The following is a 16,605-nucleotide window of genomic DNA, read 5'->3' as shown; positions in this document are numbered from 1 at the left end:
ATTTCCGCACCGGCCCGTATAGCCCGAGTGCCCGCACTTATCGTGTGCAGCGCAAAGACTAATGAATGAACCGGCGCAAATTTGTGACGGATGTTGGGCTACCTTTCGGGGCGGCGGTGATTAATCGTTCCGGTTATCGACTTATCGTCTTTTTGAAACTTTCGACTCACCCTAAATGGATTAAATGAGTATCCGTTTCGAATCCGCTCTCTTCTCGATTACTCGAATTCGAAAGCGTGGGCGGCACGAATGTTCCGTAGCATCTGCCACGAAATTGACTCGGCGCCGCGCTAGCACGGGTCGGCATGCAGCCCGGGAATCGCGAATCGCCCCGAATCCTGTTTATTCCGATGCGCGACCCGATCGAATAAGGCATTCAGTCATTCCGTTAAAAATGTTCCGTAGCATTCTTTATGAAAAGTTCACACGCGCACGGCGCGTTTCCTCCTACAGTTCATCCGGCGGTCGACACGGCATTCCGGCCGCAGCAGCAGGCTTCCCGTTTATCTTCGTCCAAGGACATTCTCATGAAATCCAGCAAGCGCAAGATCTGTCAGGTCCTCGCTCTCGTCGTTTCGGGCATGGGCGCCTCCGTCGCGATGGCCGCCGGCCCCGTGATTCAAGGTGGCGGCTCGTCGCTCGTCGCGCCGACCATCGGTTCGGTCAGCAACCCGGCCACGGAAATCGGCCTGTTCGGTACCTCGCAAGCCACGTTCACGTACTTCTCGGTCGGCTCGGGCGCCGGCCAGAATGCATTCCTGAACAACCAGCCGACGTTCTTCGGCGCGGGCGTGACGGGCACGGCTCACTTCGCGAACAGCGATGCCGCGCTGAGCAACGCGCAGGTCACGAACTACAACAACACCGGCCGCGGCACGACCGACGGCCCGCTGATCCAGATCCCGTACATCGTGACGCCGATCACGATCCCGGTCGTCAACGGCCCGGCCGTGACGAGCACGACGACCCCGCAAACGACGCCGGGTCAGGCACACAGCATCGCGCTGAACGACAACGATCTGTGCGGCATCTTCTCGGGCAAGCTCACGAACTGGAATCAGGTCACCAATCCCGAAACCAACGCGACCTACACGACGAACGCTCCGATCAAGGTGATCTATCGCTCGGATGGCAGCGGCACGACGGAACTGCTGACCCGCCACCTGGCCGCCGTTTGTACGACTGCCAACACGGCCACAGGTGTGAAGTTCGTCGACTCGCTGACGTTCACTGCGTCGTTCCCGAGCGGCTTCCCGACCACCGCGTCGTTTGTCGGCGTGTCCGGCAGCGGCGGTGTGCGCAATGCGCTGTCATCGTCGACGACCGCCGCAGTCGCCTACCTGAGCCCGGACTACACAAACACGTTCCTCGCGCCGTCGAGCTCGGTCGTGACGGCAGCCGGCGCGCTGCAACTGCAGGTGGCCAGCCTCCGGAACGGGAACACGTACTACGCGCCGACGTACGCAAACGCGACGGCGGCACTCGGTACGGTTGCGGCGCCGTCGGGTGCTGCCGCAGCAGATCCGACGCAATGGGTGCCGAACGCGGGTAACCCGTCCACCGGCTATCCGGTTTCGGGCACGAGCCAGATCATCCTGAGCCAGTGCTATGCGAACGCGACGGTCACGAGCGCCGTGCAAAACTTCCTGAACAGCCACTACACGAACGCCAGCTTCGCATCGATCGTGCATGGCAACGGCTTCGATACGGTGCCGTCGAACTTCCGGTCGGCGATCTCGGCGAACTTCCTGAGCAACACGAGCGGGAACGGCCTCGACATCGGCGACGCATCGACCTGCTCGCTGTACACGGGTCGCTAATCGAAAGCTGATCCCGTCATATCGGGTATGACCGCACCCCGGCCTTGAATATTCAAGGCCGGTTTTTTTTACGCGTCACGGCCACACGTGACGACGCATCCGGCAGAGCCGTCTCACGTCACGTCGTATCGCACGGATACGTCGCACTCGATGGTTCCTCAAGGAAACCCTCATGAAAACCAGCAAGCGCAAGATCTGCCAGGTCCTCGCTCTCGTCGTTTCGGGCATGGGTACATCGCTCGCGATGGCCGCCGCCCCATGATTCAAGGTGGTGGATCGTCGCTCGTCGCACCGATGATTGGTAGCGCCGGCAACCCAGTCACGGAAATCGGGCTGTTCGGTACGGCCAACGGCACGTTCACGTACTACCCGGTTGACGCCGGAGCAGGTCAGTATGCATTTTTCAACAATCAGCCTACATTCCTTGGCCCGGGCGTGACGGGCACGGTTCATTTTGCCATCAGCGACGCGACACTCACGACGAACCAAGTCACGTCGTACAACTACACAGGCCGCGGCCAAACCGACGGCTCGCTGATCCAGATTCCATACGTCGTCACGCCAATCACGATCCCGGTCGTCAACGCCCCGGCCGTGACGAGCACGACAACCCCGCAAACGATGCCGGGTCAGGCACACAGCATCGCGCTGAATGACAACGACCTGTGCGGCATCTTCTCGGGCAAGCTCACAAACTGGAATCAGGTGACCAATCCTGAAACCCTCTGGACCTACCCGCTAAACGCTCCGATCAAGGTGATCTACCAAGCGAACGCCAGCGGTGCGACCGAACTCCTTACCCGTCATCTGGCTGCCGTTTGTACGACAGCCAACACGAAGAGCGGCGTCACGTTCTACGACTCACTGACGTTCGCCAGTACGTGGGCTTTCCCGAACGGCGTGCCTTCAAACTTCGTCGGTGCGAACGGCAGCGGTGGTGTGCGCAGCGCGCTGTCGTCGTCGATGACCGCAGCGGTGGCCTATCTGAGCCCGGCCTACACGAACACGTTCCTTGCGCCGTCAAGCTCGGTCGTGACGACTGCGGGCGCGCTGCAACTGCCGGTGGCCAGCCTCGTGAACGCGAAGAATGGCGCCTACTACGCGCCGACGTACGCGAACGCGACGACGGCTCTCGGCACGGTCACGCCGCCGTCGGGCGCCAGCGCATTTGATCCGACGCAGTGGGTGCCGTACGTCGGCAACCCGTCCGCCGGCTATCCGGTTTCGGGCACGAGCCAGATCATCTTGAGCCAGTGTTATGCCAACCCCGCAGTGGCGACGGCCGTGCACGATTTCCTGAACCTCCACTACACAAATGCAGCCTTCGCATCAATTGCGCATGCAAACGGCTTCGATATCGTGCCGTCAAACTTCAGGTCGGCGATATTTTCGAATTTCCTGAGCAATACCACCGGTAACGGGCTCGATATCGGCAATACGTCGATATGTGGCCTCTATCCTGGTCGATAACCGAAAACAGGTCTGATTCCTCTGACTGCCCCCGCGTCGGGCATTCCATGCGGGGGGTTTCCCTGCAATTCCGTCATCGCGTGATTTCGTTCACGTCGACATGCGAACCCTTCGCCGAACAACCCACCCAGGATTTGCATCGACAAGACATACCGACGCTTTCAGCTTGCAAGTCGCCACCGCTCGGCATCTTCGACCGATCGCGACTTGCTCCCCGGACTCTCTCCCGCACTGCACTCAGAACCTGTTCAACTTCCCGAGCTCGTCCTTGCTGAGCAACGTCCGCTGCGTCGGCCCGGCGGAGCCGAATCCCAGCAGCGAAACGGCGTTCGACGGATCGTAGCCGACCTGTTCCGACTTGCGCCGCTTCGCGCCGCCATCCGCGCCGCTATCGCCGAAGCCCTCGACCTGCACGGTGATCGTCCAGCGACGCTGGCTGCCGCCCGCCGCGTTGTTCTTCGCGAGGTCCTGCGCGACCTGGCTCGCCGCCGACGCCGCCGCACTCGCGGCAGTCAATGCGCCCGTATTCACGGCCTGCACGAGCGGAATGCCGGTCGACTTGCCCGTCACCTGAATGTTGTCCGCATTCACGACATGCAGCGCCGCGACGTTCAGGTTGCCCGCGCGAATGCCCGCATCGCCCGCATCGACCGTTCCGCGCGGCGCGATCAGGTTGATCGTGCCGTTCGGCGCGCCCGGCACGCTCTGCAGCGTCGCGATGCCTGCCCCCGTCACCTGGCCGCGCGCGTCGACCGTGCAGTAGTGGTTCGCGTCGCACACATACTGCGGCGCCGGCGTGTCGGCCGACGACTTGGAGCCCTTGCCCGCGTTGATGTCGCCATTTGAACTCCAGATCGTCATGTCGCCGCCCTGCTCGGTGAAGATCCGGCTCTGCGCAAGCAGCACGCTCTGGTCGGTGAAGATGTTGACGTCACCTTTTTCGAGCGCGAGGATCCCCATCGTGCCGGGACCGGCGACGACCGTCCCCGTGCCATCGACGACCTGCGGCGGCGCCGAGGCGCTGCCGACGAGCGCCTGCCCGCCCGGCCCGAGGATCGTGATGTCGCCACCCTGCTGGGTCTGGATCGTCGTGCTGCGGATGTCGAGATTGCCCGTATTGGCGGTTTTGTTCGCGCCGTTGGAGCCGCCGCCCAGATTGTTGGCGGTATAGCCGTACGAAGCCGGGAACAGCGTATTGATCGCCTGATAGCCTCTCGCATACTGATCGTGGTACGGACTCGACGCATCGTTGAAATCCTCGCCGACGCGCGTCAGTACGCCAAACAGCACCTTCTCGGCAAAAAGCTGCTGCACATGCGACGGCAATGCCTGGAACTGCTTCCACGCTTCGTCGGCCGTCAGGCGGCCCACCCTGGCCTGTGCCGCCTGCTTGTCGACCAGCAATCCCGTGTCGACGCCAAGCCCCGCGTCGTACTGCTCCATGAACGCGATCAGGGCCGGCGTCGCGCTCGGTATGCCTGCCACGGCGCTGCCCGGCGCGATGTAGGCCGAGATGAACCCCTGCAGATCGACACCCGGCCCGACGCCGAACCGCACGTTGACGTTCGCGCTTTCATGCGGAAGGTTCGGGTTGTTCGCGTTGCCGACCGCGTTGATGCCCGTGAAAACCTGCGTAACCGACGCGGTGTCGGCATGCGCGTTGAACAGTTCGGCCCGGCTCGTCAGCGGACCGATATTGCGCCCGGCTTGCACGTCGAGCCAGCCTGGACCGCCGACCGCCAGCACAGGCACTGCACCGCCGCCGCCATTAGGTATCGGCGTATCGTAGATGTCGCGGCCCGCTACGATGCGGGTCATGTCCGAGCTGCGCAGGTTCTGGCCCAGGAACGCGAGGTTGACGATATCCTGCCCCGCCTGGATGAGCGCCGGCTTGTCGATCGAAAGCGTGACGAGACTCCCGTAGAGGCCGTCACCTGCGCCTGGAATATCTGGCGTACTGGCCACGCCGTTGACGATGCTCCCGTTCAGGCTGTAGATGCGCGCAGGCGTCGAATCGCCGCCGTGCAGCGCATTGAGTGCATGTGCAGCAAGCGTCACATCGGTCGGAAGCGGGACCTTCGCCAGCGGGTTCGTCGGTGACGGCATCTGCGCCTGATCCGCATCCGACATGCCCAGTACGCCGGGCAGGTAGGCCGCGGTGTATTTCGTCGCGACGTTGGAGAGACTCACGGACTGGGTGGCAATCAAATTCATCTGCCCGGTGGCGGACGGATACAACGTGCCGCCCGAATCGATGCCGATGCCGCCGTTGAACGCGGTCAGATTCAGGCTGGCTGGCAATACACCGTTCGTGCCGGTCAGCGTTGCGCCGAGCGTACCGAACCGAACATCGCCCGTCGTGGACAACACGTTCACCGCGGAATACGAGGAATAGCCTTGGCTGTCGGCATACTGCGAATAATCCGAGAGACTAATGTTTGGCTGTTCGCTGTTGTTGGCTTGCTGGAACGTGCTTGAATAAGACGGATTGAGCATCGCGCCTATATCGACGCCCTGCCGCGCGGTCACGTTCAACACGCCATCCTGCGCGGCAAGCACCGTCGATACGGCAATCGGCTCAGCGCCGAGCATTCGCCACGGCAGGGCGATATCCGCGCCGATGCTTCCACCGGCCGCGATCGCTCCCGTTCCCTTCGCGACGAAGTAGCTGCCGCTCAGGATATCGCCACCCGCCCTCACGGTCAGGTTGCCGCCGCCGACGGTCACCGGGGTGTCGCTGGCATCCTTGTACCAGGTCGTCGGCAGCGATACGGCAAGGTCGGAAATATTGCCGCCCGCGCTGATCGACACATTGCCGCCGACGCTCATCACCCCCTGGCCAAACGCGCCGAAGTCGATCGAACTGCGGGCCAGCGGCGTATAGACCATCGTACCGTCGGTCTTCTTCGTGACCGTCTTGTCCGGCGAGATCTGCATCCACTGCCACCAGTACTGGCTGATGCTGTTGCCGGCCTGCCCCGTCACCTCGCCTGTCGTATCGGTGACGTTCTGCACGCCATCGACGTTGCGCTGCGCATGAATCGTGATATCGCCGGCCGAATCCGGGTTCACGGCCGGCGTGACCAGAATGTCGGGGCTCCCCGGTGCGCCGCTCATCAGTGCGCTGGCCAGACCCAGCGCGGGCGCACCCTGCGCGGGTGCACCGGCCGTGTACACCACGCCCGGCGCAGTCGTATCGGACAGCGCGAAGTCATTGCCCGCGGCGATGTCGATCGACCCGGTGCCGGTACGAATCGTCGTCGGCTGCAGCAGCGTCCGCCCGTTCGAATCGACATACGCGGTATGCTGGTTCAGCGTCACGTTGCCCGTCGACGCGCCGCCGGAGCCGAATGCCGCAACGGCCTGCAGCGCAAGCGGATTGGCGCTGGCGGTATCCGCGCCCGCGACGATCCGGTACGACGCACTCTGCCCACCGAGGAGCGCCGCGAAACTGATCGGCAACGGGTTGTTGGCGGTCGCGACGTTGGCCGGCGCATTTCCCGGCAACGCGCCGATGTTCACGCCCGTGAACGGGATCGACAACGGCGCGGTCGGCGCGAAGAAGAAGCTGTATACGCCCTTCGGCTGCAGCACGGGCGGAGTGGCCGTCGTAATGCTCGTGACTTGGTTCAGATAGCCGTTATAGACGGAAATGTACTGTCCGTAATCCTTCGGATTCGACGAAGAAACCGGTGGCGTCGGTGTGCCGAATTTCGGAATGACCGTCGTGCCATTCCGCACGAAGCCGACAATGGTGAAATTGGTATAGCCTTTCAGCCAGCTCTGTCCATTCACGTCGTAATACGCGAGCGCGTAATCCTGATAGGTCGGGAAACTCGACGGAACCGGCGCCGGCGTATTCAGCGGACTGTAGGGCAGGATGTGCGACGTGTACCGGCCGCTTGCCCAGTCGCCATAGTACGTTCCCCACGCATTCGCGTATTGAAGGTAGTCGGAATAGTACTCGGACGCCTGGCTCGTGAGCGGTGCGCGCAACGAAACATTGGGGTCGTACAGCGGGTTTTGCGAATCGCTGGCGAACGAAGCGAGCGACTGGCTCGCCCCGCCGAAGAACTGCACCGTAATCGACGCCGGATCGTTCACGGCCATCAGCCCGTTGTACAGCTTCAACGCATCCGCATACGTGCCGGTGGCCGACGCATCCCCCGCCGCCCCGAGGATCGTCGCCACCTGACTCTGGAAGAACCCGTCGGTGATGCTGGCCTGCGCGTCGACATTGCCTGCCGCGCGGAACGTCAGCATCGGCGCGATCGTGTCGTGGTAGCGGTACGCCGGCGTGATCGAGCCGTTGTCGTTCGGCAGCCCGGCGCCGAGATTCCAGTTCGACAGGATCGAGATGTTGCCGTTGTTGATCGTCGCGCCCGGATTGTCCAGCTCGATGCCCGGCACCACGCGGAAGTTCGCGATATTCGACGTCTGCCCGACGAGCGCGGGCCCGCTCGCACCGAGGCCGCGCTGAATGAAGGCCATCAGCGTGCCGGGCTGCATCGTCAGCGTTCCGTCGGCGGCCTTCACGATCTGCCCGCCGTAATAGTTCTGGTGATCGGTATTCGCGCTCGTCGGCGAGAAATACATGCCGTTCAGCCCGTTGAAGCCGGCGAACGCGTCCGACTTCACCCCCGCGTAAAGCTGCGCCGGATCGGTCAGCGTGAATTGCGCGCCCGTCGCGGTGTTCGTCACCGTGCCGAGGCCGCTGCCGTTCGGATCGGGCGCGAACGTAAACGTTGCGCCGCCCGCGCCCTGCGCGGTAAACGTGCCGGCCAGCAGGTGCCCCTTGCTGTCGAACCAGCCGGCCGGATCGACGATGCCGTCGAAGTGCTGCGCGCCCGTCGACGCGTCGGTCGTACTCCACACGCCATACGCCTCGAGCGACGTCGCACGCGAGCCGGTGACGCCCTTGGCGTTCTTGAACGCTGCCGGCAACTGCACGTTGACACTGCCGTCGGCGAGCAGCGGCGCGCGGAACGTCACCGTGCCGCCCGACAGCCCGCCTGCCGTACCGCCCGACACGTCGATCAGCGCGTTTTCGCCGACCCGGATCAACCCCGCGCGCGACGGATCGAAATTCTCATAGCCATACGTCCCGTTGTACGGATTCGCGACGCCCGGATCGAACACCGCGCTGGTGCCGATGTTCACCGTGCCGCCGCGCTGGGCCGGATCGGTGCTGCGCGCGAGCAGCGTGCCTTCGACATCCACCCCGCTGCGGCCGAACAACGCGATCTTCCCGCCTGCTTGCCCGGACGCATCGATCGTCCCCAGCACGTTCACATTGCCGTTCGCCGTATCCGACGCATTCCCCGCCCCACCATCGGCCGTCAGCGACACCGCATGCGCGGTCAGCGCATTGCCCGGCGACAGCGTCAGGTTGCCCGTCTTCGTGTGCACCGTGATCGACTGGTTCACGCCGCTCGACGCGAGCGTCTTCGCGAGCGCGTCGAGATCCGCCGCGCCCGCGGTGTCGAGCGACAGCGAGCCGCCCGCGTAGCCGTTCGCCGCGCCGCCCTTGATTGCGCCGTTCAGGTTCACCCCTTGCTTCGGCGCCGCCAGCGTCAGGCTGCCCGCCGCGCCGCCGCCCTTCGCGCCCGAGAAGTCGAGGGTCGCGCCGGGCTGCACGTCGACCGTGCCCGCATCGGCGGTCAGCTGGATCGACCCGGCCGGCGCGTACTGCGTCACGTCGAAGAACTGCTTCGACACGCCCGCCGCACTCACCGTCGCGCCGCTGCCGATCGTCAGGTTCCCGCTCGTCGCCTGCAGGTTCACGTTGCCCGCCGGCGCGGCGATCGTCGCGCCGTTGTCGAGGATCGTTCCGCCGATGAAGCTCCACGCGCCGCCCACCGGCGTTTTCGTCAACGCCGTGCCGGGCGCCGCGTTCAATGTCAGCGCACCAGTCGTCTTCACCGTCGACGCCGAACGCGTATCGGCGAGGTACACCGGTGCATTGAGCGTCACCGGCAGCGCGCCGAAGTCGAACGTGCCCGTGCCTTGCCCGACGATGCCGCCGGTCGCGTTCAGGGTGGCCGCGCCGAATCCGCTCACGGTCTTCGCGCCCGTGCCGAAATCGATCTCCTTCGCGTTGACCGTCAGCGTACCGCCGCCCGGCGCCGCCGTGCCGACCGGCGCGCCCATCTCGTTCGTGAACGCGAGCTGCGGCGCATTCAGCGTCACGCGGCCGCCGTCGCTCGTGAAAGTGCCCGCGCTCAGGTCGACGCTGTTGCCGAACGTCGCGTTGACGTCGCCGACGAAGCCGATCGCCCCGTAACTGCGCAGCGTCACCAGTTGCGCGTTCGCGAACTGCGCGAGCCCCGCCGGATCGATCACGAACCCCGGCAGGTTCGCCGCCGCCGCGCCCTTCGCGTTCGTGAACGTGATGGCCGAGCCGTCCGCCGTGATCGCCTTCGCCGACAGCACCGCGCTCGGGTCGACCTTCAGGTTGCCGGACGAGTCGAGCAGCAGCGCCTGCCCGCCGGCCAGCGCCGCGCCCGCGCCGACCGTCAGCAGGCCGGTGCCCGTGCCGCCCGTGCGCGCGAGCGGCGCCATCGCGCCGTTCGACACGCGCAGCAGCGCGCCGTCGCCGGCGATCGCGATCGGCTGGTCCTTCGCGGCCGGATAGTCGCCCGCCGCCGCGATCGACGCGCCCGCATCGACGCGCAAGCCGTTGGCCGCGTTCGAATCCGTGCCGCTCGCATCGGCCTTCGTCACGAGCAGGATCTCGGGCCCCTTCAGCGCGGAGTTCGCGTCGTTCGACACGACCACGCTGTTCGCGATCGGCGCGATCGTCACGCCTTTCGTCGTCGCCGTGCGCGTGCCGCCGATCAGCAGGCTGCCCGCGTTCAGCGAGCCGAGCTCGTTCGCGCCGATCTGCAGATAGCCCGCCAGCGCCGCGCTGCCGTTGCCGGTCACCTGGATGTCGCGCGACGCGATATCGACCTCGGCCGGCGCGCCGCCCGCGCCGGCGGCGGTGTTCAGCGTCGCGCCGAGCGCGAGCGCGCGGGTCGCCGCCAGCACCAGTTGCCCGCCGTCCACCGGCAGCGGCGGCGTGACGTTGCCCTTCTTTGCCGCTTGCTCGGTGAAGAACGTGTTAGCGCCCTTCAGCGTGTATTGCGAATACTGCTGCCACACCGGCCCCGACTGCACGCTGAACAGCGTCGGCGTCGCGCTGCGGCCGCCCGTCACCGCGTCGGCGAAGTAGCCGGCCGTGACCACCGTGCCGTCCGGCAGCACCTTGCTCGCGCCCGGCGCGACGTTGCCCGGCGTGCCCGACACCGTCACGCGATACGCGCCCGGCACCGTCGCGTACTTGCCCGGCAGCAGCGTGTAGTAGCCGGCGGCCAGCCCCGGCACGCCGGACAGGTACACCGCCTTGCCGATCGCGTCGTTCATCCCGGCCCGGCCGACGCCGAGCGTGGCGGTCGTGGTGGACGCCGTGCCGTTGTCGTTGAGCTGCGGCTGCACGGTTTGCGCGAACACCGGGTCGTATGCGGCAACGGGCGACTGCGCGCCCGGCAGGATCGCATACACGTTCCCGCCGCCGGCGTTGACCGGCACGGCCGTCGCGCCCTTGCCGTTCGCGTAGCTCACGTTGTATTGCGACAGCACGTCGCGCGTGCCGCCCGTGCCCGGCACCCATTCGGCGGCCTGCAGGTCGCCGCCGCCCGACAGGTCGATCGTCGCGCCCTTGTCGAGCGCCACGCGGCTGCCGTTCACGCCGATGAACTTCGCCGGCGGCGCGCCCAGGTCGGCCGCCGTCGTCCCCGCGAACGGGTTGTACTGCCACTGCACGCCGTCGACGGTCGTGCCGTACGGAATGATCGCGTCGCCGTTCGACACCGAGGTCACGCTGCCTTTCGCGAACGTCACCGAATCGGTCGCGACCAGCGGCAGGTTGTTGAACTGCGCCTGCGCCGCCGCGTTCGCCGGGTCGCCGACGCCGAACACGAGGGTGCCCGACGGCGCGCGCACCGCGCCGCCCTGCACGATGTTCGTCGCGTCCACCAGCAGCGTGCCGCCGGCCGACAGCGGCGCGCCCGACGCGCCGTTCGACGCGAACGTGACCGTCGTCGGCGCAGGCTTGCCCGTGACCGGATCGGCCGGGCCGACCGCATCGACGATGAACGTGCTGCCGGTGGCCGGATACAGGCTCGCCGCGCTGAACGTCAGGTTGCCGGGCGTGTACAGCACGCCGGCCAGCGGCGCGACCGTGCCCGCCGTCGTCACGTTCGTCGAACTGAGCCGGATGTCGCCGCGGCTGTTGAAGTTCGCCTGGCCGAAATTGTTCAGCTGGAACTGATTGCGCAGATCGATGAACGACGCGTTGACGTTCAGCGTCGCATCCGACAGCGCGGCGACCGGCGCCAACCCGGGCGACTGCGTCGTGTTCACCGGGCCGGCCACCGCAACATACGGCGCATCGATCGACACACGCGTGCCGAGCGGCGGCTGCGGCTGCGCGAGCAACGTCGAGAGCACCGTCGGCGGAGTCGAATTGATGTCCGGCTGGCTCGCGGGCTTCGACAGCAGCGTCGTCAGCTGATCCAGCCCAAGCGCCGCGATCCGGCCGGTATTCAGCGTCACCGACTCCGGCAACGTCAGATTGACGTTGCCGGCGAATGCGATCGGCGGCACCGGCGACCTGAGGTGCGACGACGCACTGTCGCCCAGCACGAGATTCGCGATGCCCGAGCCGTTCAGGCTGTCGGCGACGAACTGGATCACGCCGGTCGGTTGCCCGACCGGCAGCCCGGTGGTCGGGTCGATCGCCGTCGAGAAGGCTTGCCCCGGCGCCAGCCCGGCCGGCACGAGCGTCCCGCTCTGCCGCACGACCAGCGCGGTCGCCCCGGCGCTGCTCGGGTTCTGATGCGGCAGGATCGACAGCGTGCCGCCCCGCGCCGGCTCGGCGCCCGCGCGGGCTGCCAGCGTCGCATCGGCAAAGAGGCCATACGCGGCGGACAGCGTGATCGACCCCGCGTCGCTCCACACCGGCTGCGATGCATACGCGCCGTTCGCCTGCAACTGGTCGAAGTTCGCCGACGCGCCCGACGCGTCGATCTTCGAGCCGGCCTGCGCGACCACGTAGCCGGTGTCGCTCGACAGCGTGACCGAACCGCCCGGCAGGACCTTGCCGACGTTCGGCACGACGGCTTGTCCGCCGACCTTGACCGGCGTCGCGAGCGGATTGGCCAGCGCGACGCCCGCCACGTCGAGCGTCGCATCGGCGCCGAGCCAGACCGACCGGCTGTCGCTCGGAACGTAGACGCCGAACTGCCCCGGCTGCGCGAACGCGCCGCCCGTGTCCGCGCTCAGCGTGATCGCGCCGCCCGGCGCACGCACCGAACCGAGCACGGTGACTTGCGTCGGCGAGCCGAAGCCGATGCTCGCGCCGGCATCCGCAAGGATCGACGCGCCGGCCGACACCGTAACCGCGCCGGTCACGCCCGGATACGACGGCGTCGCGACCGACGGCGTGAGCCACGACACGTAGTTGCCGCCGGTCAGCACGAGATTCGTTGCCTGCCGGTGATAGGCGTCGAGCCGGCCGATCGTCGTCAGGCCGCCGGCCGACAGGTTCGCGCCCGTGCCCGCCTGCCGCAGCGCCGGCAGGTCCGGCACGAGGTTCCGCTGCGTCAGCGCGATCGTCGCGCCGGGTGCGACGACCGAGTCGTAGTACGCGTTCAGCACGTACTTGCCGAAGCCCTGCTGCGCAAAGAAGCTCTCGGGCAGATACACGTCCCACGGCGCGGCCGCCGCCGGATCGCCGCCGATCCGGAAGCCGAGCGCCTGCAGCGACAGCGTGCCGCCGCCGGAGAAACCCTCGCTGAGGATCGTGCCGCCCAGCGCGAGCGTGCCGGCCGTCGGCTGCCTGTCGGGAAGGTTGGCCCCCCCGTCGCCGGTATGCCCGAACTGCTGGGCGAGAGGCGCCACATACGTGCGCAGCGACACATTGCCGGCCCGCCCGGCCGGGATGCCGTCCTGCATCAGCAGTTGACCGTTCGCCAGCATCTGCCCGCCGCTCGAGACGTCGAGCACGCTGCCGGGCCGAAGCAGGATCGAGCCGGTCGTATCGGCGGTGACGCCGTTATTCGCGATCACACTCTCGGTGGCCGACAGCGAAATGCTGCCGCCGTTGATGAACTGGCTGTTGCCGGGCGTCGTGCCCGGCGCTGCCCGCACATTGTTGTTCACCCATTGACCCGCGGTACTGAGCACCGCCTGCGGGCCCACGACGACATTGCCGCCGCTCGTGATCGAGATCGAGCCGCCCGGCGCGGACAAGCGGCCCTCGACGTTGACGTCCATGCCGCCCGTCGAACTGTTGAGCGTGACGGAGCCGCCCGGCTGCAGGTTCAGTTGCGCATGCTGCTCGACCGCGATGCCCTTGCCGCCCGCCTTGTCCTGGGTCACGTTCAGGTTCGCGAAGCCGCCCTGGTTCAGGGTCGCGGCCGGCACCACCATCGTCGTCAGGACATTGCGCGGATCGGTGTCGGGCAGCGTTTGCAACGCATGCTTGTCGAGCGGCGTATCGATCGAAAAAGCCGGCGCCAGGTCGTTCAGCTGCGGTGCCCGATCCTGCAGGATCGTGAACCCCGTGATGCCCGACGGCGCGGCGGTGCTGTTGTTCCACGCGAGCGCGGCCAGCGCGCCGCCGCCGAGCTTCGGATCGGCGCCGAGATTGAACGTGCCGCCCGACGGCAGGCTGTTGCCCTGCATCTGCTTCGCGCCGCCGAACGCCTGCGCGCTGATGTCGCCGTCGAGCACCAGCGCGCGCGACGCATAGAGGTCGACCGTGCCCGCGTTGCCGCCGACGATGGTGTCGGCCTGGTACGCGCCCGCCGTCTGCAGCGGGTTGAACCAGGACTTCGTCACGCCCCAGCGCGGGTGGCTCTCGACGTACTGCCCGGCGATCCCCACGTATCGCTCGTACGGGCTCGCCTGCCCGATCGGCACGATCGCGCCGTTCGCATCGACGAGGCGCGTCGTGTTCACCATCCCGCCGGCGTAATGCACATAGCCGCCGTTCAGGTTCATCGACGACCCGGCGGCCGTCATCACGTCCCCGCCCGAAAGCGTGATCGTGCCGCCGTTGGTCAGCAGCTGGTCGACGGTGCGCGGAATCAGGTTCGCATAGCCCGACAGGTTCAGGATCGGGCTGCCGACCCACTGCACGCCGTCGCTGCGCGTGCCCGTCAGCGTGCTGTCGACCACCATGCCCTTCAGCCCGTACAGGAAGCTGTTGCGCAGCAGCGGCGAATCGGCCAGCTCGTTCTGCCCGATCCGGTCGATCGTGAGCAGCGTCTGCGCGATCGGCGCGCCGACGTTCGCGAGGCCCGACACGTCGATCGTCGCGCCGCTGTCCACGTAGATCCGGCCGGGCACCGCGGTCTGCCCCGGCGGCGGCGCCGCGCCGGCCACCTGCGGCACGTACGCCGTCACCGACACGTTCGAGCCCGGCGCCTCGATCAGCGAGCCGCCCTGGAACCATACCGATCCGGCCGTCATCGCGATGCCGCCCGGCGTGAAGGTCGTGCCCGGCGTGGACGTCGCGGTCTGCCCGTTGCTGTCCGGCAGCACCGCCGTCACCGATCCGGGGCCGAAGCTCAGCAGGCCCGCGCGGTGCACGTCGTCGGCGCCGCCGCCGGGCCCGCCCACGACCGCGCCGGCCTGGCCCGGGTACGCCCGGCCCAGCGGATCGTTCGACGCGTATTCGTCGGCGGTCGAGATCGTGATCGTGCCGGGCGTGTTCACGCTCGTCGTCACGCCCACCACGCCGTTCTGCGCGACGCGGCTGCCCAGCAGGTTCACGTTGCCGCGCGCGGCCTGGATGATGCCCGTGTTGGTCAGCGTGCCCGCGGGCGTCACGTCGATCGTCGCGCCGGTCTGCGGGTCGCTCGTGACGATCTGCCCGCTCAGCTCCGGCAGCAGCACCTGCGGATTGTTCTTCCCGGCCAGCCCGTTGGGGCGCAGGCTCACGCCCACGCCGGCCGCGAGCACGACCTGCCCGGCCGTCGCGGTGATGCTGCCGCCGTTCGTCACGTTCGGCGCGGCCACCAGCACGAACCCGCCGTCGCTCACCGTGCCGTTGGCGTGCGTCGTGATCGACGCGCCCGGCTCGATCGTGATGTCGCCCGGCGCCTGGTACGCGCCGGCGAGCGCCGCCTGGGTGCCGAGGCCCAGCACTTCGTTCGGCCGGTTCGACCCGACCACGCCGGTCGAGCTGCCCGACTGCGGATACGCGAGGCCGCCGGTCGTGCCGGCCGGCAGGCTGAGGAACTGCCTGTTGCTCGCGACGATGCCGTCCGGCGTCGGCATCAGCTGGTTCTTCGTGTCCAGCAGGTGCAGCGACGACGCCACCAGCGAATGCACGTTGACCTGCGACCCGGCCCCGAACAGCACGCCGTTGCGGTTGATCACGTACACGGCGCCCTGCGCGGTGATGTTGCCGAGGATCTGGCTCGGCCGCCCGCTCGGGTCGTTCACGCGGTTCAGCACCGCCCAGTTGTTCGCGCCGTTGGTCTGCGTGCCGGCCGACTGGTCGAAGTTGAGCGTGGTCTGCCGGCCGACGTTCATCGTCTCCCACGTCAGCACCGCGTTCTGCCCGGTCTGCTTGACGTCGACGTTCACGTGCCCGTTCGCGTCGACGCTCTGCCGCGGCGCGTTCGCATTGAACCAGAGCACGGGGTTGTTCGAATCGCTGCTCGCGCCCGCCGCGACCTGCAGGCCGCCCGGCGCGAGCCCGTTCGGCACGGTCGACGGCAGCTTCGCGGCGGCCGCGGCCGCATTCTGCTGCGCCGCGATCTGCGCGGCGATCGCATGCGCCGCGTAGCCGAGGTTGCGGATCGACGGCTGGCTCGCCTGCAGCGCCTGCTGCGGCGACACGCCGAGATTCGGCACGCCCGGCATGCCGCCGGCCCCGCCGCCCGCACCGCCGCCCGGCGCGCGCGCCGCCGCCTGCCCGAGGTTCACGATGCCCGCCGCCTGCGCATGCGCGGTGACGCCGGCCGCCAGCACGAGGGCGACGGCCCGGCATAGCGGACGCAGGTCCGATCTCAGGATCGACCGCGAACGAATCGGGTCATGTTGTCGTGCTGTGCGTGCGCGTGCTGCCATTCTCCACCCCGAACCCTAGAAGATTGCGCGCGGCCACGGTCGCGCCGACGTCGACGCCGATCCGCTGCCGCGCATGTCGTTGCGCCTTGAGCAGGCTGCCGGAATCCGAAGACCATACGAAGCCCGCGTGGCAGCGACGTGGCGGGTGCTACGGACCATTCCGGCCGCCGTCGAAAGGTCCGTAACTTTT

At 67.2% G+C, this 16,605-nt stretch carries 2 protein-coding genes and 1 pseudogene; 2 read left to right on the top strand and 1 reads right to left on the bottom strand.

Annotation, left to right across the window (positions count from 1 at the left end):
• Window positions 1-527: 527 nt before the first annotated feature.
• Both HWY45_RS20090 and HWY45_RS20085 read left to right on the top strand, forming a co-directional pair.
• Window positions 528-1,820, top strand: coding sequence for a substrate-binding domain-containing protein (locus HWY45_RS20090; RefSeq protein WP_059884108.1), 1,293 nt, complete (start codon window positions 528-530; stop codon window positions 1,818-1,820).
• Between the two features lie 172 nt (window positions 1,821-1,992).
• Window positions 1,993-3,290: pseudogene (locus tag HWY45_RS20085) on the top strand (substrate-binding domain-containing protein).
• Between the two features lie 237 nt (window positions 3,291-3,527).
• On the opposite strand, the gene HWY45_RS20080 reads toward HWY45_RS20085, so the two are convergent.
• On the bottom strand, window positions 3,528-16,415 hold the full coding sequence (locus HWY45_RS20080; protein ID WP_414143477.1) for a filamentous haemagglutinin family protein: 12,888 nt from the start codon (window positions 16,413-16,415) through the stop codon (window positions 3,528-3,530).
• Window positions 16,416-16,605: the final 190 nt, after the last annotated feature.

This window comes from Burkholderia stagnalis, assembly GCF_902830275.1.
GTDB lineage: Bacteria > Pseudomonadota > Gammaproteobacteria > Burkholderiales > Burkholderiaceae > Burkholderia > Burkholderia stagnalis.
Note: the sequence above shows the minus strand (reverse complement) of the source record. Positions and strands in the feature narration are given on the sequence as shown.

What these genes read in the sequence shown, in the direction of transcription:
- HWY45_RS20090 (WP_059884108.1), top strand. Translation starts at nt 528, where the DNA reads ATGAAATCCAGCAAGCGCAAGATCTGTCAGGTCCTCGCTCTCGTCGTT.
- HWY45_RS20080 (WP_414143477.1), bottom strand. Translation starts at nt 16,415, where the DNA reads ATGGCAGCACGCGCACGCACAGCACGACAACATGACCCGATTCGTTCG.